Source organism: Alteromonas sp. I10 (assembly GCF_003201515.1).
Lineage (GTDB): Bacteria > Pseudomonadota > Gammaproteobacteria > Enterobacterales > Alteromonadaceae > Alteromonas > Alteromonas macleodii.
Map to the genome: position 1 here is coordinate 506,374 of NZ_QJJN01000001.1, position 17,544 is coordinate 523,917.

The following is a 17,544-nucleotide window of genomic DNA, read 5'->3' on the forward strand; positions in this document are numbered from 1 at the left end:
GCGTTGCTTTCGAAAGAAAATTTTCAGTCCCCTTCGTCTAGAGGCCTAGGACACCGCCCTTTCACGGCGGTAACAGGGGTTCGAATCCCCTAGGGGACGCCATATCGAAAAAACCAGCCATTCGGCTGGTTTTTTTGTTTCTGGCTTAAAACTTTGTGGACAGACACTGCAATTAAATCTGTAAGCAAATAAATGCAAAGCCATCTTAAGAAAGCTTCAGTGGACAGACACTCTTCTTTCCCTCTTTAAACCATCTACCTAGACATACACCGATCATTTTCATCGGAATTTGCAATTCTTACAAAAGAGGCGTCAACACCTTCGCGCAAGTACTTTTCAGAGGTTCAATGCGTAAAGAACTCATGTCACAACCCTTTAAGAAACTTTTGTGTGATAGATACGTGAGCTTGTTGAACTGTTATGATCTAAAAAATACAAAAGAGGTGTTATATGCAGAATTATCCAATTGGAACTCCTGGTGAGCCGTGGGGCGAAGAAGAAAAAGCCCAATGGAAAGCACAGCAGACTGTGAAAAGAAGTTATCAGGAAGAAGTACTTAATAAACTCTTCAACATTATCCCTGAAGGCTTTGAGTTAAAGCAGTATGGCGCACTTCCTTATGATACAGCGCGTTACCCACTATATGCTGTAATTCCCAAGAGTTTTGACGCTGAAAAGCCGTCTGCACTCGTTACAGGCGGTGTTCACGGCTACGAAACCAGTGGTGTGCAAGGAGCGCTTCAATTTATTGAAACAAAGTTGGCTCAGTACGCAGAGCAAGTAAATATAGTTGTGGTGCCATGTGTAAGTCCCTGGGGATACGAGTCGATAAATCGATGGAACCCAATGGCATTAGATCCGAATCGCTCGTTTTACAGTGATTCTCCTGCACCAGAGTCTGCTCAGCTTATGCAATTAGTATCTGAGATAGCGTTATCTCTTACGCTTCATATTGATTTGCACGAAACGACAGACACGGACAATAGTGAGTTTAGACCAGCACTAGCTGCACGGGATGGGGTGAGCCATGATAACTGGAACATTCCAGATGGTTTCTATACGGTTGCTAATACTCCAAGCCCCCAAATAGAGTTTCAAAAAGCAGTTATTGAGGCTGTGAAAAAAGTAACGCATATCGCACCGGCCGATGAAAACGGAAAGATTATAGGTGCAGATGTGGTGAGTGAAGGTGTAATTTGCTATGACAAGAAGTCGTTGTACCTTTGTGGAGGTATGACAGATGCTAAGTATGTCACAACCACAGAAGTCTATCCCGATAGCGATAATGCGACACCCGAGAATTGCAATGATGCTCAGGTGGCCGCAATTTGCGCTGCACTCGATTATTTAAATTAGACGCTTGAACGTTTAGACGTCTAGATGTATATTTGAGCCTCTTTTTTAGGAGGCTCTTTGTGTTTACTTATTCTGCGGTTATTTACGACGGTAAAAAGCAAAATTTAGTGAGGTATGACTGTGGGACAGACACTGAGTTTTCCTCATATCTTGAATCGCGCTTTGGTTGTCATGTCTGTTTGTGGTCCAATAAAGAGCTATCAGAAACTACAATGGCAGCTATCGCAGCTTCGCGAGTAAAGAGTAAAAAAGACGGTCTGGATAAAACAGAAGCTTTATGAACTTAATTTCCCCCTGTGTAGCCTTGTGCAAATTAACCGAAGGAGACATTTGCATTGGGTGTAAACGTACGATTGAAGAAATCATTAATTGGCGGACATACACCGATAATCAAAAGAAGACCGTATTCACTCGCCTTGAAAATTTAGAAAAGGAAGCCGCTACCCAGTCACAGCCTCGTAAATAGGCTAAGTGCGAACTTCTATCAAAATTTCTCTACAAACGGACAGACACACAAGTTTTTCTATTCGTATAGAATTAGAAGCCTGCATCACTCCCACATGAATTAAAGTGTCTAGCGGACAGACACTTGCTAAATTTAAATAGCTGCAATTTAAAACCACCTTAAATGCACCTTAAATAGACAGTCACAGAAGTTGAAAAACTAAGCATCAAAGCCTGGCTGATATAAGTGCTTTTTGCTAAACTCCCGCGCCAATTTTATGTTCTATTAATCTGAGACGTTTGCAATGAAAGTAATGCTTGCCCCTATGGAGGGCGTTGTCGACCACTTAATGAGAGATATGCTCACTCGCGTGGGTGGTTTCGATCAGTGTGTTACTGAATTTGTAAGAGTGGTCGATCAAAAATTACCAAAGAAAACGTTTTATAGACTTTGTCCTGAGCTTCATAATGGCGGCAAAACTCCGGCAGGTGTGCCTGTCCGAGTTCAATTATTAGGACAACATCCACAGTGGCTTGCAGAGAATGCACAAACAGCAATAGAGCTGGGCTCTCCTGGTGTTGACCTAAATTTTGGTTGCCCTGCCAAAACAGTTAATAAGAGTAAGGGCGGGGCGGTTTTGTTGAAAGAAACCCAAACCCTTTATGACATTGTGAAAGCTGTAAGGGACGCTGTTCCTGCAGAAATCCCAGTTTCAGCCAAAATCAGACTAGGTTTTGAAGACAAATCTTTAGCTATCGAGAATGCTATAGCTATCACTGAAGCGGGCGCTTCTGAGCTCGTTGTTCATGCGCGGACCAAAACGGAGGGATATAAACCACCGGCTTATTGGGACTGGATAGCGAAGATAAAGCAACACACCGATATTCCACTTGTTGCAAATGGTGAAATTTGGAACGCTGAAGACGCTAAGCGATGTCAGAGCCAATCAGAGTGTACCAACCTTATGATTGGACGAGGTGCATTGGCAATGCCTAATTTGGCGCTGAGTATTAAAGAGGGTGTAGCACCTATGCCATGGTCTGAACTGGCTGCTTTGCTGATTCAGTACTCTGGCTACGAAATTTTTGGTGATAAGGGCAAATATTACCCCAACCGAATTAAGCAATGGTGCGGCTATCTGAAAAGACAATACCCTGAAGCTGAAGTTCTGTTCAACGACATAAGGCGCCTAACGAAATCTCAGGACATTGTTTATGTGCTTGCACGCCAAGCCGATATTTAGCCAAGTACTTTTGCAATGGTGTTAGAGGTTCACGACAGATACCTTTGAGCATTTGCAACGTTTGGGCGACATGCCCTTTGGCAGCATCTGGCGAAATTCTCCATCATCTCGGGGCAACCGACAGGCCCAGTAAAAAGTGTTTCAAAATTACTGGTTACTAGCTGCCAGTTCTCTTTTGTCATTCCAAGCTTACTTAGCAAGCGGTTAGGAAGCTTTGGGGTTATGCAGGTATCGTTATTGCGCTCCGCGTTAAGTGTATCAGTTATAAGCTGCAAATAATCACTGAATGCGAAGGGCAACGGCACCGTGCTCTTGTAGTGACTATCGCTAAAGGGCATCAAAAACTTAGGCGTTTTATTCGAGCGTTTGGCATTCAAGCGATATTGGATACTAGTATGGTGAGAGTTGCCTAGCGTCGTTGCTATTTTTGCTCGAATGGGATTTAAATCTACGTAAGCCATTACACTAGCCAGTGCTTTCTCATCGAGTATAGCTTGTGACTTGAACCTTCTTTCCCAGAAATAGCCTTTACATTCATCTTCTTTATTTGCTCTTCGAGCAATGTATTCATTGAGCATACGCATAAACCAGCTAATGCTTTGAAGTCGCTCTCGGTATATAACAGATAGTGATTTTAATTCTGCTAGCTCATCTAACGTTACAGAATCAAAGTTTTCTAAATATCGCTGCACTACGGGCGGGCATTTATAGAACATCCTCCACCGAAGCAAGACCTCATCCATCGTCCAGCCTTCAGCTCTGCCTTTTGCTATATGCAATACCACATGAATATGATTGTGCATAACAGCGTATGCGCACAAGTCGATGGCAAAAGCCTGCGATAGCTTATGGAGCCTATCTTGAATCCACTTCCTTCTATGCTCGTAGTTAATACCAGTGCGAGCATCGCGACCACAAAGGTAAGATTGTCTCACGCAGCGAGAAATACAGTGGTAATAAGGCGTGACATCGGTGTTTATCTGTTTGTAACGAGGTAAAGGCATGTCCATATCCCATAGTTATTTATTAGCATTATGAGATTTACGACGTCAATTTTAAGTGGTCTTTGGGACAGTTTTAGGGACAGTTATTTTTCATGAGTGCTCTTTCGATCAAATCTCAGAACTGACAATCGTGGACAGACACTCGAATTTCATAACGGATAGACGTCAATCGTTAAGTCAATTTGACCCCAAAAAAAAAGGACAGACACCCTTATTCACCGTGTGTCTGTCCTTTCTAATTCCCTTATCGCAAAAGCGCCTCTACTAGCTAGAGGACTAAGCAAAAGTACCAACGAGTGTCTGTCCCTAACAATTTAATTTAAAGGGCAAATTATACAAACACGTCAACCCTAGAGCCCACACGTCCATCGTTAGCGCTTGAGGTCTGCTGTGTGCTCTGGGGCTGAGTCTCGCGACTTTCTTGCACATTACGGGGCTCAACCTGTTGAGTAGGTCGCTGTGGCGATTCTAAAACAGTGGAAACAGGAGACGAATTAACAGAAGAAACGTCCATAAACAAACCTCGCATTTAAAAAATCACTTAATAAGATTAGCACAATTATTGAGCGCTAAGAATTAAACTTCTTAAGTGTCTGTCCATAAAATTAGCGATCAAAGGCTGTGCCTCAGCATTTGGATGAATACCATCGTTTTGCATTAAGTCCTTATTTAGCGCTATCTCTTCAAGAAAAAAGGGGATTTTTTGCACGTCCTGAACTTCCGCTACTTTATTGAAGTTTTGCGTAAACATCTGCGTATAGCGCTTGCCGTAATTAGAAGGAATTTGCATTTCTTGCAGAAACACTACGGCGTTACTCTCCTTCGCAACACTTACCAGCGAATCTAAATTATCCCTAATCTTACCGATATTATGGCCCTGAAGGCCGTCATTACCGCCCAGTTCAATCAATACATGGGTAGGGTTGTGTTGCTCTAATAAACGGGGAAATCGCGCTAAACCACCGTCAGTAGTCTCTCCGCTTACCGCAGCATTTACAATATCAATCGGAATGTTGTCGTCTTGCCACATCTTTTGTAACAAACTGACCCAACCCTCATGTTGCTGTAATCCATAAGCCGCGGATAAACTGTCACCTAAGATAAGTAAAACCGCATTTTCGCTTGTGTCGCTCTGCTCGGCTTGATCTGATAGCGCTTGAAAGGGTATTAAAAGAATAAGTAAAAAAGCGAACAAATAACGAAATTTAACAAACACGAATTGATGACCTCTTATGATAAAAGCTAATGCTGTAACCAAAGTAGTGGATACGAGTGAAGGTTCACTGCAGATCCTTCGTCCTATTTCTTTTGAAGTCAAGTCTGGTGAGTCCGTTGCCATTATTGGCGCGTCAGGCTCGGGTAAGTCAACCCTTTTGGGCTTGTTGGCAGGGCTTGACCAAGTTACAGAAGGGGAAATTTTCTTAGATGGCGAAGCTCTTCACAGCATGAATGAAGAAGAGCGCGCGATTTTAAGGGGAAATAAAGTAGGCTTCATCTTCCAAAGCTTTATGTTAGTTCAAAGCTTAACAGCCTTAGAAAACGTGATGCTACCGGCAGAAATTGCAGGGCTTGATAACCCAAGGGCACTAGCTTTGGATATTCTAGAGCAAGTCGGATTGAAACATCGCGCACATCACTTCCCTAATCAGTTGTCGGGGGGCGAGCAACAGCGTGTTGCCATAGCGCGAGCATTTATTACCTCTCCCAAAATACTTTTCGCCGATGAGCCTACCGGCAACCTAGACGCCAAAAATAGTGAAAAAATCGAAGCGCTGTTGTTCGAGATGAATAGAGAAAAAGGTACAACTCTCGTACTCGTAACTCATGATAACGAGCTTGCGGAACATTGTGACAGGCAACTCACTATGAATGCTGGCGAATTAGTTGAAACAACTGGCGCGAACACAATGAATAAGAAAGAGGCGGTTTAGATGTCGACGTCTTTTAATTTAGCTTGGCGGCTTTTCAAGCATGAAGCTAGACGTGGTGAACTGACCATCATATTGCTGGCCATTGTGCTATCTGTGGCAGCCGTATTGTCGCTGTCACTTTTCAGTGAGCGTTTACAGGGCGCACTAAAGGCTCGCTCTGCAGCATTCATTGCAGCAGATGCGCAACTTCGTTCAGATGACCCTATAAACGAGGAGTGGTTAGCTAGAGCCCAAGAAGAGGGCCTTGCGACGGCAAAGCAGGTAGCAACACGTTCAATGGTATTTAAAGGCGACGAGATGTCGCTTGTTGATTTACGAGCCGTGAATGACGCTTATCCACTGAAAGGGACGGTCAATATTACCGACCAGCCTTTTGGAGAAAAACGCAATACTGCAGAGTTACCAAAATCTGGCGAAGCATGGGTACAGTCTCGGCTTTTTCAGAGCTTGGGGCTTTCTATTGGCGATAGCATCGATATTGGTGATGGCACTTTTACCGTCACCCGTGTGTTGGTAGATATTCCCGATGCTGGCTTTAGCGTGTTTAATACTGACCCTATTGCGCTAATTAACTTAAACGACTTGGAAAAAACTGCGATAACCGGGCCAGGGAGTCGGGCTCGTTATGTGGGCTTTTTTGCCGGTGATGCGGGTGATATAGACAGTTTCAATACTTGGTTATTACCCCAATTAAATGACGACTTACACTCGTGGCGTACAGTCGAAGATGACGAGTCAGCGATAGGTCGTTCTGTCGCAAGTGCTGAGCGCTATTTTCTGTTAGCGAGTTTGTTGGCAATAGTATTAGCGGCCGTTTCCATTGCCGTTGCTGCTCAGCGTTATGCTCAACGTCACTTTGATCCCGTAGCAATAATGAAGACCTTGGGGGCAACAAGCAGCACCATTCGAAAAGTCTATTTGTTCCAAATTTTATTTATCACTGGGCTTGGTATTTTTATCGGCCTCGTTATAGGTTTTATTGGTCAGCAAGTGGTGGTTTCACTTGTAGCGGACAGAGTGGATGTATCTCTTGACGTGTGGCATTGGCGGCCGCTTTTAATCGCCGTTGCTACAGGCGCTACGTGTGCATTGCTCTTTTCCTTATATCCGCTTTTGCAGCTATTTTCAGTTCCCCCGCTTCGCGTATTAAGAAAGGACATATCAGCGAATTTACGTTCCAGAAGCATTCAGTTCGTGGCATCAGGTGGTGCGATATTTTTATTGATGTGGATGTATAGCCGCGATTTAAAAATTAGCGCTATTCTTTTCGTTTCCGGCGCTGCGTTGGTGCTCGGATTACTTGGTGCTACGTATATCTTAATTGCAGTAGGTCGCAAGCTGGGCAGTGGAAGAATGGGGGCGTGGCAGTTGGCATGGGCACGTATTAAGCGACGTGCAATGGACAACAGCGTGCAGCTTATTAGCTTCTCCGTCACCATTATGTTGCTTTTAGTGGTGCTGGTAATGCGCAACGATATGGTTTCGCAATGGCGCTCGCAATTGCCAGAAGGTACACCGAATTACTTCTTAATTAACATTACGCCGGATATTCAACCCGAGTTGGACAGACACTTCGCTGACAATGGCGTAAAAATTGAAGAGTTTTATCCTGTCATTCGAGGCCGATTTGTTTCGGTAAATGGAGAAGGGGTAAACACCGAGGTTTCTAAAGAAGATGATCCGAATCGAGAAGGCCGAAGAGGTTTAGGCAGAGAAGCAAACCTAACTTGGAGCAACGCGCTTCAAAAAGAAAACGAGGTCATTGACGGGAACTGGCATGGCGATGAGGATAAACAATACAGCGAAGGATGGTTCCCGGTTTCCGTTGAAGAAGGCGTTGCAGAAAGGTTGAACATTAAAATGGGCGATCGGCTTACTTTTAATGTGGGCAGCGAGATTGTCGAAACGAAAGTAACGAGTATTCGTACTGTGAATTGGCAGACTATGCAGCCTAACTTTTTCTTCGTTATTCACCCTGAGGCAATGGCCGCATTTAGCCCAACTTATATTACTAGTTTCTACCTTCCTACCGAGAGAAAGGCAGAGTTAACTAACCTACTTAAACCGTTTGCCTCAATAACTATGTTCGACGTTGATGCTCGAATTAATCAGTTGCGAGAGATTGTGGATCAGGTGTCTGTTGCCGTTGAATTTATTTTGGTGCTGGTATTGTTAGCGGGCAGTCTGGTATTGATTGCACAAGTACAGGCGAGTATGGATGAACGCAGACAGGAAATAGCCATACTTCGGACGCTAGGTGCAAAGGGGGCGTTGATAAGAAAAAGTGTTATTTTTGAGTTTGTTATCATTGGTGTAGTAGCAGGCTTTATGGCAGCAATGGCCAATGAGTTGAGCCTTTATTTACTTCAAACCTCTGTATTCCAAATGGAAGCAAGCTTACACCCAGAATACTGGGCAATAGCGCCAAGCGTTGGCGCTGTCGTTGTAGGCATATTAGGTGCGTTTGGATGCTGGCGTTTGCTTACACTTAATACCAGTCAGATGCTGCGGAATATGGTTTAGGTATTGTTGTGTTAGTTTAAAATGCGCTTTAATACAAAACGGACAGACACTCGGTTAAGTGCCGTTTGGATTAAGGGCATTGGACAGTCACTCAATTCAAATGAGTGTCTGTCCACTGTATATTTCACAGCAAAGTTCGCTAATTACGAAAGAGTGGTTTTCGCGAAGAGTTTAAAAAGTACTCTGGTTTGAGAGTGGATAGAAGTTTTTGAGGCCTGTGACTAAGCAAAGTGCCTCGCGATAATGTTGTGCAATAAATGTGGACACACACTTGCTTAGCAATTCAAGTGACTGTCCACAAGGCACATAACGAATTTTAGTAATTCAACTATGCGCGATATATTTCTCTTAGCGCCTCGTCGATAGAAGGGAAGTCAAAACTGAAGCCGGCGGTAGTAAGCTTTTGAGGAATGACTCTTTGCCCCTCAAGTATCATCGTCGACGATTCGCCCATGGCTACTTTCATAACAAAGCCCGGGACATTGAACAGGCAAGGCCGGCTAAGTGATTTTGCGAGCGCTTTAGAGAACATCTTGTTCGTCACTGGTTCTGGTGCCGTTAAATTAAATGCACCAGAACATGCGCTATTCTCGAGCAAGAATGAGATAGCTCGCACCATATCTTGTAAGTGGATCCAAGCTAAGTACTGACTTCCACTCCCAAGTGTACCTCCGGCCCCCAATTTAAACGGTAGTGCCATTTTCCCTAACGCTCCACCTTTTTCGGTGAGAACTACACCAGTTCGAAGCGTTACTACACGTGTCTTAGCTTTATCTACACTTTGGGCAATGGTCTCCCATTTAGCGCACAGTTCATGGGTGAACTCGTTATGAGGAGGAGTTTCTTCAGTTACAAGCTTGTCTCCTTGATTGCCGTAGTAACCAATCGCGGAGCCCGATAAGAAAACAGGCGGAGGCGCATCACAACTATTTATTTTTGAGACTAGCTCAGAAGTGATGTCCCAGCGGCTATTGCAAATTATTTTCTTTTGAGTGTCTGTCCAGCGCTTATCGGCGATAGGCTCACCAGCTAAATTAATTACTGCGTCGAAATTCTCAAAATTCTCTATCGAAGAAACGTTCTCGACGATTTTGACGTTATCCCCCAATTTGCTCTTTGCTTTTGCAAAGTCGCGAGAAATCACCGTAAATTCATGTTCTCGAGAATATTGACGAATAAATTCGCTTCCTATCAGCCCTGTTCCACCGGTCAAAAGAATGTTCACAATTAGCTCCTCGAGGTATGACCTTATCCCGTCTTATTGCAAGATAGTGTCAGGGACACGGAATCAGAAAATCTAAGGGCATGTGGCTTATCGACCTCAACCTCAGCGTAGCGCACCGAAGAATGTTCTGCGGCAATGCTTAGCACATCGGCGGTAAGTTTTTCCAGAAGAGAAAAACGGTTGTCTTCTACAAGCTTGATGATTGCCTTTGTAATCGTTTTATAGTTAAGCGCATCACTCATATCGTCGGTGTTCGTCGCTTTTTCAGCGTCGTAATCAATTTTCACGTTAACAACAACGTCCTGCTTGTTTTTTATTTCATCTTCATTGATGCCGATGTATGTGCGTAGTCTTAAGTTTTTAATTTTAATAGTGGCGAGATTAAAGTTCATTGAAGTCTCTTGTTTGTAGTTGTTTATAAGTCGTTGTAAAGTGTTGTCGTTTCAGTCAGGAATGTAGCACAAAATGTCAATGGAACTACGCTCGCCAACAGCAAAAATTCTAATCGTTTTAGCATGTTTAGTAGTGGTAATGGCTGGTATTAAAGCCGCCAGTACGATCATGGTACCGTTTTTTCTCTCTATTTTTATAGCGATCGCGTGTAGCCCAATAATACGTTGGACCTCGAAATTCGGCGTGCCTAAATGGCTCTCTATAACTTTTGTTATACTGCTTATCGTTGTTTTTGGTTTTCTTTTAGCTGGCTTAGTTGGCCAGTCTATGACCGAGTTTCGAGAAAATCTGCCAGAATACAGAAGTAAGCTTGATACAGAGTTTGCCTGGGTTGTGTCCAAATTGGCTGAATTTAATATTCACATCAATAGAGAGTTAATTGCTTCGCACCTTGACCCAGCGACGGCTATGTCTGTAGCAACAAATTTCATCAGCGGGATGGGCGGCGTACTTTCAAACCTATTCCTTATTCTTCTTACTGTCATATTCATGCTTTTTGAAGCAGATAGTATTCCGCGCCGGTTGCATATTGCCCTTGCCGATCCTGGAATGAAACTAAAGCATATCGACAGATTTATTCGTTCTGTGAACAGTTACTTAGCGATAAAAACTGTGGTCAGTTTAGGAACAGGTCTGATTATTGGTATTTGGCTGTATGTGATGGGAGTAGATCATTTCATGTTATGGGCTGTCTTGGCATTTATGCTCAACTTCATTCCAAACATCGGTTCTATAATTGCTGCAGTGCCAGCAGTGTTGATAGCCTTTGTTCAACTTGGCCCTGCCTCAGCAGGTTTCGCAGCGCTTGGCTTTGTGCTTGTTAATACCATTATGGGAAATATGGTGGAACCTCGATTGATGGGTAAAGGCATGGGGCTCTCTACACTTGTGGTATTCCTTTCGCTAATATTTTGGGGGTGGCTGCTAGGCACCGTTGGAATGTTGCTCTCAGTTCCGTTAACCATGGTGGTAAAAATAGCATTAGAGTCTCGCGAGGAGAGCAAGTGGCTTGCGGTGCTGTTATCAAGTGAAGGTGAGAAGTCTGCGTCGTAACTTAGTGTAAGTAGAAAGTGGACAGACACTCAATCGATTTAAAAAAATTTCTCATTGGTCTCTAGCTAAACAGTCAATTGAAAATGTGTCTGTCTGCCCCAAACTTTTGTGCAAGATTAAGTGTGTGTCCACTTTCCATACGCACCAAATTTTTGTAGGAACTCAAGTGTCTGTCCACTCTCATATTTGAGCAATTGAAAGCTCGAGGATTTAACGAGCATGCACAAACTTCGTTGTACTTTTTAAAGCACTATTCGTGATTGGGAAATTGAATAACGATACGAGCACCGCCAAGCGAACTGTCCTCGATGAGCATTCTACCTTCGTAGATTGAAACTAAATCGGCCGCCAACGCCATGCCTATTCCGTGGCCCTTGGTATAGGTATCAAGTCGAGTTCCTCGCTCTAACAAAAGCACTTTTTTGTCGTCAGGAATACCAGGGCCGTCGTCTTCTACTTTAATTGTTAGCCAACCAGCACGCTTCGACGCTGATACGATAATTCTATTGGTCGCTGCTTTACATGCATTGTCTAGAAGGTTGCCACATAGTTCCATGAAGTCGGTCTCGTCTCCTTTAAACTGAGTATCCTCATCCAGTTCAAACTCAATAGTAAGGGCTTTATCTTGATAGACCTTGTCCATTGCATCGGCAAGCTTGTGCAAAATGGGTAGTATATAGATAGCTTGTTGCCAGCTAGATTTTCCAGCACTCGCTCTTTTGAGCTGGCGTTTAATGATTCGGTCAATTTGCTGTAACGCTTCGTTTACCTCAGTAGGTAAATCGCTAGTGCCCGATGCTACTGCCAAAGGCGTTTTCAAACTATGTGCTAAGTCTCCTAAACTGTTTTTATATCTCGCCCTCTGGGCGGCCTCAGTTTGAAGCAAACCATTAATGGATTGTTTTAAGGAATCGAATTCAACTGGATAGCGTGATTCTAACTGACGTTTATGTCCACTTGAGGCTTGTGAAATTTCGTCAATTAACTTCCTAACAGGAAGAAGTACTAGGCTAATCCCGATAATAATAAAAATTAGGAGCGCTATACAGAGCGTGAAAATCCACTGCCACGTCGTGTCTAAGAACGTATTCCGCTCTGCTTCAAAAAGTGCTTTATTGTTAAATATATAAAACCGAACAGGCTCGAAGTCTCTACTTGAAGCAAATTCTGCGGTGAAGGCGTACACAAAAAACTGGGAATCTTTTTCAAAACTAGGCGTATAAGACTCAAGAAATAACTCGTTACCGACTGAGACGTCTATCTGAGGTGGTACAAAGGTATATTCTAGAGCAGAGGCTGATTGCCAAATAACTTCGTCTCGAAACACAATGACGCCAAGATAGCCTGACCCCGGAAGGTTTAACTGTTCTTCATATAAAATTTCAGGCATGTAGGGCAGGTCGCCATCTAACTCGAAAGCCGATAACAGACCTAAGTTCATCAACCTAAGCTCACTCATCTTGGCTTGCGTAAGGCTATCAGTATATGCCTCGTCTAAAATGACAACAGTAAAGGGCGCAAATAACGCTAGAAGAACAATCGCTAGAAAGATACTCCGAAGACGTAGCGACAATTGCCTCATAAACTTCTATTTATCCTATAGCCTCTACCTCGAAGGGTTTCGATTGGCTTTAACTCACCGGTCGGGTCCAGCTTTTTCCGCAGTCTTCCAACGAAAACCTCTATGACATTACTATCTAAATCGAAATCTTGGTCATAAATGTGCTCGGTTAGCTCTGTTTTTGAGATGACCTTTTGCGGGTTAAGCATAAGGTACTCCATGACTTTGTATTCGTAAGCTGTTAGATCCAGAGCTTGACCGTTTAACGATAGTTCTTCACTAACGGTATCCAGTGAGATAGGGCCGAACTGAATGGTTGGGTTCGCTTGTCCTGAAGCTCGTCGAATTAGTGCTTTTGTTCGAGCAAGTAACTCTTCGTTATGAAAGGGTTTGGTGAGGTAGTCATCGGCTCCGGCATCAAGGCCTTCCACTTTCTCTTGCCATCTATCTCTAGCAGTTAAAATGAGTATAGGGCAGGAAATATCAGCTTGACGGGCTTTTCGTATAACTTCAAATCCGTCTAGCTTTGGCATGCCGATGTCGACGATAGCCAGGTCATAGCTATATTCTTTAATGAGAAAAAGCGCGTGCTCACCATTATCTGCGAGGTCTACGCTATAGCCATTTTGCTGAAGGAGCGCATCAAGCTGGGTTAATAATCTGCTATCGTCTTCGGCTACGAGGATACGCATGTTAGTCCTTATCTTTATTTGTTTTTACCTTGCCTGAGCGTTTGTCTACATCTACTGATACTACTCGCCCTGACTTTTTAAGTACTTTTACCCGGTAGTTTTTTGAGGTCTGTTCAACTTTTAAGACGCGTCCATTTACAGCAACGCGAGCACGCTCAGCAGCTTCGCTTTTTGATATATCGCCGCCAGAGTCTTGAAACGCCAAAGCTGGCGCTGTGTTAGACAAAGCTAACACTAAACAAACTACTGCAACACGAAGCGATAATTTCATACAACCTCACAATTATTATCCCACTCAGGCCAAACTACAGATAAGTATAACTTGGTTAACTGAACCCATTCTGAACTAGGTTTAGTCTACCTTGCGGAGCAAAAGCTGTATATAAGCCTTAAGTAAATGGCATTTACGAATGAGCAATTATTGTGGACAGACACTTAATTGCTATGAGGCCACAAGTCAAAATGAGAGTGTCTGTCCACAAGTCTATTTCTAAGCTTCAAAGTGGCGCATATATTTAAGTGCTCTCGTTAGTAAATCATATTGAGTAATCTTTACTCTTATTTTGAAAAAGTGTCTGTCCACTTTGTTGATTGTTGTTAAGGGGGACCAATGTTTATCGTGCAAACGAGTGGCTGTCCTCGGTTTTTGTAAAATAGTTCACAACGCTCATTTGGATGTACGAGTGTGTGTCCAAAGCTGTACCTAACTAGTGTGTAGTGAAGAGCTTACGTTTCTCAATAACTCTTTTGGCAGCTGAGCGGGATGATATTGACTTTTTTGGCATGCCACGTGCGAGGCATAAGCTTCAGATGAATCAATAAAATGAAAATAAGGCGTTTAGTTCAACTGCTCCATTCAATAGTAACGTCGGACAGACACTTATTTTCAACAAGGAGGAGCTATGTCTAGCGATATTAAGAAAACAATGTGGAAAGCAATGTCAGATAGTCCAAAAGTCATGGTAAGTCTGGTAGGCGAGGATATGCATGCCGAGCCTATGTACGCCCAGCTTGATAAAGACGCTGATAGTGAGTTTTGGTTTTACACTAGTCGAGGCAACCGCATCGCGAAAGGTGGAAAAGCTATGGTTCACTTTGCATCTAAAGGTCACGATGTATTCGCTTGCATTCGAGGTAACCTCACTGTTGAATCACGTAAAGAGGTGATTGATAAATACTGGTCTAATCCAGTAGAAGCATGGTTTGAGAAAGGTAAAGATGATCCTTCTTTATTAATGCTTCGCTTCGAACTTATAGATGCAGAAGTGTGGAATGCAGATCCTTCACTCAAAGGCATGTTTAAAATGCTTACTGGTAAAACGGTGAAGCCAGAAGAGATGGGTGAACACGAGAAGGTCGATCTGTAAACGCAGTATAATGGGCCAATTTTATGACGAAGCTTCGAGGCGCTGGGACTCTTACTCAGAGGAGCGAGTGTCTGTCCACAAGGGATTGTTTATTGCGAATGTTGGCTGATTACTAAGTGACTGTCCATTATCAACAGTATGAAGCTTGGCAAATAATTACGAGTGTGTGTCCTCATTAGTTTAGTAAATGAGTGACTGTCCACACTAGTTGACGAGTGTGTGTCCTCATTAGTCTAGCAAGTGAGTGTCTGTCCACACTAGTTCGATAAATAAGTGTTAGCTTCATTACTGTTGAAGCAACAAAAAAGCCCCTTAAAACCGGAGCTATTCGGTCTCAAGGGGCTTACGTTATTTATCGCAGTTTGCTACTTAGCGTTTAGCTAAAAACTAAGGCAAAACCCTTTTGTAAGGTTTAACAACAACACTTTCGTAAACACCTGCTTCGATGTACGGGTCGGCATCTGCCCATGCTTGGGCAGCTTCAAGCGAATCAAACTCTGCGACTACTAGCGAGCCAGTAAATCCGGCCGGACCTGGGTCTGGACTATCTACAGCAGGGAAGGGGCCAGCCATGACTAAACGGCCCGCATCTTTTAACGCATTCAAACGCTCAAGGTGAGCAGGGCGTGCCGCAAGGCGTTTTTCTAGACTGTCCACTACATCGGTTGCGCAAATCATATATAGCATACGTTTATCCTTTGGCCGTAGCGGCTTTCATGCTTTCAACAAAGCTGCCGAGCTCGCTTAGCATTTTGTGACTGTCCGATAAATTGGCAGCGATAATATTCACTGTCGCCGAGCCTGAAATTGCGCCAGCGGCACCTGCGTCAATAGCAGATTTAACCTGTTCAGGTGTAGAAATACCAAAACCTAACAATGCTGGTGCTGCTTTATGTTTATTCAAGCGCTCAATAAGCTCTGAAGCAGGAACGTTTGCGGCAGTTTCTGCGCCAGTTACGCCAGCACGGCCTAGCAAATACGTGTAACCTTTCGAGTATTCCCCGATTTTTTCCATGGTTTCATCAGTAGCATTCGGCGGTGCGATCAGAATTTGTGAAATGCCAGTGGCTTCAGCTGCTTTTTGAAAAGGTGCTGCTTCGCGAATAGGAACGTCAGCGACCAAAATTGAGTCAACGCCTGCCTCTTGCGCTTTATTGTAAAAATTTTCGATGCCTTGGGCCATTACTAAGTTGCTGTACAGAAGCAAGCCGATAGGCACATTAGGATATTTTGCGCGAACACGTGAAATAACGCCCAAGCAATCTGCTACCGTCACCTTATTACTTAATGCGCGAATGGCAGAAGCTTGGATTGTGGGGCCGTCGGCGATGGGGTCAGAGTAAGGTATACCTAACTCAAGTGCGTCAGCACCGCTTTCTACTAGCTGGCAAATAATGGCTTCAGATTGCGCTAAATCGGGGTCACCAACCATTACGAAAGGTACGAAAGCGCCTTGGTTCTTTTTATCAAGCCCGGCAAACATTTGTGCATATCTATCCATTATAAATCGTCCCCTAAAATGTTGATAACGTGCGCTAAATCTTTGTCGCCACGACCTGATAAGTTAACTACGATGATGGTTTCTTCTTCCGCTTCATCTGCCATATTAAGCGCGTGCGCTAAGGCATGCGACGATTCAAGGGCAGGAATAATACCTTCTTTTCTTGCAAGCAATTGGAATGCGTTCAGCGCTTCTTCGTCGGTGGCGGCCACGTATTCCGCTCGGCCAATGTCGTGAAGATAAGCATGCTGAGGGCCAACAGCAGGGTAGTCCAGACCAGCAGATACTGAGTAGCTCTCTTCAATCTGGCCTTCTTTGTCTTGCATGATAAAGGTGTAAGCGCCGTGAAGAATACCTTTTGTACCCGTCACGATAGTTGCTCCGTGCTCTTTGGTGTGCACACCTTTACCCGCAGGCTCAACGCCCACTAAGCGTACAGATGGCTCATCAATAAAGTCTGCAAACATACCGATAGCATTTGAGCCTCCGCCCACACATGCTACTACTGCGTCAGGTAAGCGACCTTCTTTTTCCATAATTTGTGCACGAGTTTCTTCACCAATCATACGGTGATATTCACGAACAATAGTCGGGAACGGGTGTGGGCCAGCGGCTGTGCCTAACAAATAGTGGGCTTTATCATAGTTTGCCGACCAGTCGCGCATGGCTTCGTTTACGGCATCTTTAAGCGTACCAGAACCGGCATTTACAGGAATAACCTCTGCGCCCATAAGCTTCATACGGAACACGTTTGGCGCTTGACGCTCAACATCTTTCGCACCCATATAAATACGTGCTTTTAGCCCCAATAATGCACATGCTAACGCGGTTGCAACACCGTGTTGGCCCGCGCCTGTTTCGGCGATAACTTCTTTTTTACCCATTCGCTTAGTCAGCAGCGCTTGGCCTAACACCTGGTTAGTTTTGTGAGCGCCACCGTGTAGTAAGTCTTCACGCTTTAGGTATAACTTTACCTTTGGGTTACTTACCAGATTGCGAGTTAACGTCATTGACGTTGGGCGACCGGCATAATCTTTTAACAGAGATAAAAACTCTTCGTTAAATGTCGGGTCGTCCTTGGCATCCAAAAATGCTTTTTCCAGCTGGTCTAGCGCTGGAATAAGTAGCTCGGGCACGTACATGCCACCAAATTCACCAAATTTTGTATCTAACTGGTTCATTACGTTGTC

The 17,544-nt window shown here is 43.9% G+C and carries 19 protein-coding genes and 1 tRNA gene; 9 read left to right on the top strand and 11 right to left on the bottom strand.

The window, feature by feature from the left end; genetic code table 11:
• The first annotated feature begins 26 nt into the window (after positions 1–26).
• The 5 genes from BZA03_RS02170 (at position 27) to BZA03_RS02190 (ending at position 3,044) form a co-directional block, all read left to right on the top strand.
• Positions 27–102 (top strand) — tRNA-Glu (locus BZA03_RS02170).
• 348 nt (positions 103–450) lie between these two features.
• Positions 451–1,356 (top strand): M14 family metallocarboxypeptidase, encoded by a 906-nt coding sequence (locus tag BZA03_RS02175; RefSeq protein ID WP_110287847.1) that lies wholly within the window; start codon positions 451–453, stop codon positions 1,354–1,356.
• 59 nt (positions 1,357–1,415) lie between these two features.
• Positions 1,416–1,637 (top strand): hypothetical protein, encoded by a 222-nt coding sequence (locus tag BZA03_RS02180; RefSeq protein WP_049586856.1) that lies wholly within the window; start codon positions 1,416–1,418, stop codon positions 1,635–1,637.
• On the top strand, positions 1,634–1,822 hold the full coding sequence (locus tag BZA03_RS02185) for a DUF1289 domain-containing protein (protein WP_110287848.1): 189 nt from the start codon (positions 1,634–1,636) through the stop codon (positions 1,820–1,822). Before BZA03_RS02180 ends, BZA03_RS02185 begins: the two co-directional genes overlap by 4 nt.
• Before the next feature lie 283 nt (positions 1,823–2,105).
• The gene (locus BZA03_RS02190; protein WP_110287849.1) at positions 2,106–3,044 is read left to right on the top strand and encodes a tRNA-dihydrouridine synthase; all 939 of its coding nucleotides are present in this window, start codon (positions 2,106–2,108) and stop codon (positions 3,042–3,044) included.
• Between the two features lie 29 nt (positions 3,045–3,073).
• Here the strand turns inward: BZA03_RS02190 and BZA03_RS02195 are convergent, their stop codons facing one another.
• The 3 genes from BZA03_RS02195 to BZA03_RS02205 form a co-directional block, all read right to left on the bottom strand.
• Complete coding sequence (locus BZA03_RS02195; RefSeq protein WP_110287850.1) at positions 3,074–4,048, bottom strand: transposase; 975 nt, start codon at positions 4,046–4,048, stop codon at positions 3,074–3,076.
• 331 nt (positions 4,049–4,379) lie between these two features.
• Positions 4,380–4,562, bottom strand: coding sequence for a hypothetical protein (locus BZA03_RS02200; protein WP_080589178.1), 183 nt, complete (start codon positions 4,560–4,562; stop codon positions 4,380–4,382).
• A 45-nt stretch (positions 4,563–4,607) separates the two neighbouring features.
• Entirely contained in the window at positions 4,608–5,264 is a 657-nt protein-coding gene (locus tag BZA03_RS02205) for an arylesterase (protein ID WP_110287851.1), read from the bottom strand.
• A gap of 16 nt (positions 5,265–5,280) precedes the next feature.
• Between BZA03_RS02205 and BZA03_RS02210 the strand changes: the two genes are divergently transcribed.
• Both BZA03_RS02210 and BZA03_RS02215 read left to right on the top strand, forming a co-directional pair.
• Entirely contained in the window at positions 5,281–5,979 is a 699-nt protein-coding gene (locus BZA03_RS02210; protein ID WP_061094658.1) for an ABC transporter ATP-binding protein, read from the top strand.
• Positions 5,980–8,502, top strand: coding sequence for an ABC transporter permease (locus BZA03_RS02215; protein ID WP_110287852.1), 2,523 nt, complete (start codon positions 5,980–5,982; stop codon positions 8,500–8,502).
• Between the two features lie 328 nt (positions 8,503–8,830).
• Here BZA03_RS02215 and BZA03_RS02220 read toward each other — a convergent pair whose 3' ends face one another.
• Both BZA03_RS02220 and folX read right to left on the bottom strand, forming a co-directional pair.
• Positions 8,831–9,727: a TIGR01777 family oxidoreductase gene (locus BZA03_RS02220; RefSeq protein WP_110287853.1), complete on the bottom strand. Its 897-nt coding sequence runs from the start codon at positions 9,725–9,727 to the stop codon at positions 8,831–8,833.
• A gap of 23 nt (positions 9,728–9,750) precedes the next feature.
• Positions 9,751–10,119: a dihydroneopterin triphosphate 2'-epimerase gene (gene folX / locus BZA03_RS02225; protein WP_012517852.1), complete on the bottom strand. Its 369-nt coding sequence runs from the start codon at positions 10,117–10,119 to the stop codon at positions 9,751–9,753.
• 73 nt (positions 10,120–10,192) lie between these two features.
• Between folX and BZA03_RS02230 the strand changes: the two genes are divergently transcribed.
• Entirely contained in the window at positions 10,193–11,233 is a 1,041-nt protein-coding gene (locus tag BZA03_RS02230) for an AI-2E family transporter (RefSeq protein WP_014948934.1), read from the top strand.
• Positions 11,234–11,483: 250 nt separating this feature from the next.
• On the opposite strand, the gene BZA03_RS02235 is transcribed toward BZA03_RS02230, so the two are convergent.
• From BZA03_RS02235 to BZA03_RS02245, 3 genes are read right to left on the bottom strand one after another with little or no spacing between them, the layout of a single operon-like run.
• Complete coding sequence (locus tag BZA03_RS02235) at positions 11,484–12,815, bottom strand: ATP-binding protein (RefSeq protein WP_110287854.1); 1,332 nt, start codon at positions 12,813–12,815, stop codon at positions 11,484–11,486.
• Positions 12,812–13,486, bottom strand: a complete 675-nt coding sequence (locus BZA03_RS02240; protein WP_014948936.1) for a response regulator transcription factor — start codon at positions 13,484–13,486, stop codon at positions 12,812–12,814. The genes BZA03_RS02235 and BZA03_RS02240 overlap by 4 nt, the downstream gene beginning before the upstream one ends.
• A 1-nt stretch (position 13,487) precedes the next feature.
• On the bottom strand, positions 13,488–13,757 hold the full coding sequence (locus BZA03_RS02245; protein ID WP_014948937.1) for a PepSY domain-containing protein: 270 nt from the start codon (positions 13,755–13,757) through the stop codon (positions 13,488–13,490).
• 631 nt (positions 13,758–14,388) lie between these two features.
• Between BZA03_RS02245 and BZA03_RS02250 the strand changes: the two genes are divergently transcribed.
• Positions 14,389–14,853, top strand: coding sequence for a pyridoxamine 5'-phosphate oxidase family protein (locus BZA03_RS02250; protein ID WP_110287855.1), 465 nt, complete (start codon positions 14,389–14,391; stop codon positions 14,851–14,853).
• 387 nt (positions 14,854–15,240) lie between these two features.
• Here the strand turns inward: BZA03_RS02250 and BZA03_RS02255 are convergent, their stop codons facing one another.
• Genes BZA03_RS02255 through trpB form a run of 3 tightly spaced genes read right to left on the bottom strand, consistent with a single transcriptional unit; the run spans position 15,241 to position 17,535 of the window.
• Entirely contained in the window at positions 15,241–15,540 is a 300-nt protein-coding gene (locus tag BZA03_RS02255; protein WP_110287856.1) for a YciI family protein, read from the bottom strand.
• A gap of 4 nt (positions 15,541–15,544) precedes the next feature.
• Positions 15,545–16,354, bottom strand: coding sequence for a tryptophan synthase subunit alpha (gene trpA / locus BZA03_RS02260; protein WP_014948940.1), 810 nt, complete (start codon positions 16,352–16,354; stop codon positions 15,545–15,547).
• Positions 16,354–17,535 (bottom strand): tryptophan synthase subunit beta, encoded by a 1,182-nt coding sequence (gene trpB, locus BZA03_RS02265; RefSeq protein WP_014976090.1) that lies wholly within the window; start codon positions 17,533–17,535, stop codon positions 16,354–16,356. The genes trpA and trpB overlap by 1 nt, the downstream gene beginning before the upstream one ends.
• Positions 17,536–17,544 lie beyond the last annotated feature (9 nt).

What these genes read in the sequence shown, in the direction of transcription:
- BZA03_RS02215 (WP_110287852.1), top strand. Translation starts at nt 5,980, where the DNA reads ATGTCGACGTCTTTTAATTTAGCTTGGCGGCTTTTCAAGCATGAAGCT.
- BZA03_RS02230 (WP_014948934.1), top strand. Translation starts at nt 10,193, where the DNA reads ATGTCAATGGAACTACGCTCGCCAACAGCAAAAATTCTAATCGTTTTA.
- BZA03_RS02195 (WP_110287850.1), bottom strand. Translation starts at nt 4,048, where the DNA reads ATGCCTTTACCTCGTTACAAACAGATAAACACCGATGTCACGCCTTAT.
- BZA03_RS02190 (WP_110287849.1), top strand. Translation starts at nt 2,106, where the DNA reads ATGAAAGTAATGCTTGCCCCTATGGAGGGCGTTGTCGACCACTTAATG.
- BZA03_RS02200 (WP_080589178.1), bottom strand. Translation starts at nt 4,562, where the DNA reads ATGGACGTTTCTTCTGTTAATTCGTCTCCTGTTTCCACTGTTTTAGAA.
- folX (WP_012517852.1), bottom strand. Translation starts at nt 10,119, where the DNA reads ATGAACTTTAATCTCGCCACTATTAAAATTAAAAACTTAAGACTACGC.
- trpA (WP_014948940.1), bottom strand. Translation starts at nt 16,354, where the DNA reads ATGGATAGATATGCACAAATGTTTGCCGGGCTTGATAAAAAGAACCAA.
- BZA03_RS02175 (WP_110287847.1), top strand. Translation starts at nt 451, where the DNA reads ATGCAGAATTATCCAATTGGAACTCCTGGTGAGCCGTGGGGCGAAGAA.
- trpB (WP_014976090.1), bottom strand. Translation starts at nt 17,535, where the DNA reads ATGAACCAGTTAGATACAAAATTTGGTGAATTTGGTGGCATGTACGTG.
- BZA03_RS02245 (WP_014948937.1), bottom strand. Translation starts at nt 13,757, where the DNA reads ATGAAATTATCGCTTCGTGTTGCAGTAGTTTGTTTAGTGTTAGCTTTG.
- BZA03_RS02185 (WP_110287848.1), top strand. Translation starts at nt 1,634, where the DNA reads ATGAACTTAATTTCCCCCTGTGTAGCCTTGTGCAAATTAACCGAAGGA.
- BZA03_RS02250 (WP_110287855.1), top strand. Translation starts at nt 14,389, where the DNA reads ATGTCTAGCGATATTAAGAAAACAATGTGGAAAGCAATGTCAGATAGT.
- BZA03_RS02235 (WP_110287854.1), bottom strand. Translation starts at nt 12,815, where the DNA reads ATGAGGCAATTGTCGCTACGTCTTCGGAGTATCTTTCTAGCGATTGTT.
- BZA03_RS02240 (WP_014948936.1), bottom strand. Translation starts at nt 13,486, where the DNA reads ATGCGTATCCTCGTAGCCGAAGACGATAGCAGATTATTAACCCAGCTT.
- BZA03_RS02210 (WP_061094658.1), top strand. Translation starts at nt 5,281, where the DNA reads ATGATAAAAGCTAATGCTGTAACCAAAGTAGTGGATACGAGTGAAGGT.
- BZA03_RS02255 (WP_110287856.1), bottom strand. Translation starts at nt 15,540, where the DNA reads ATGCTATATATGATTTGCGCAACCGATGTAGTGGACAGTCTAGAAAAA.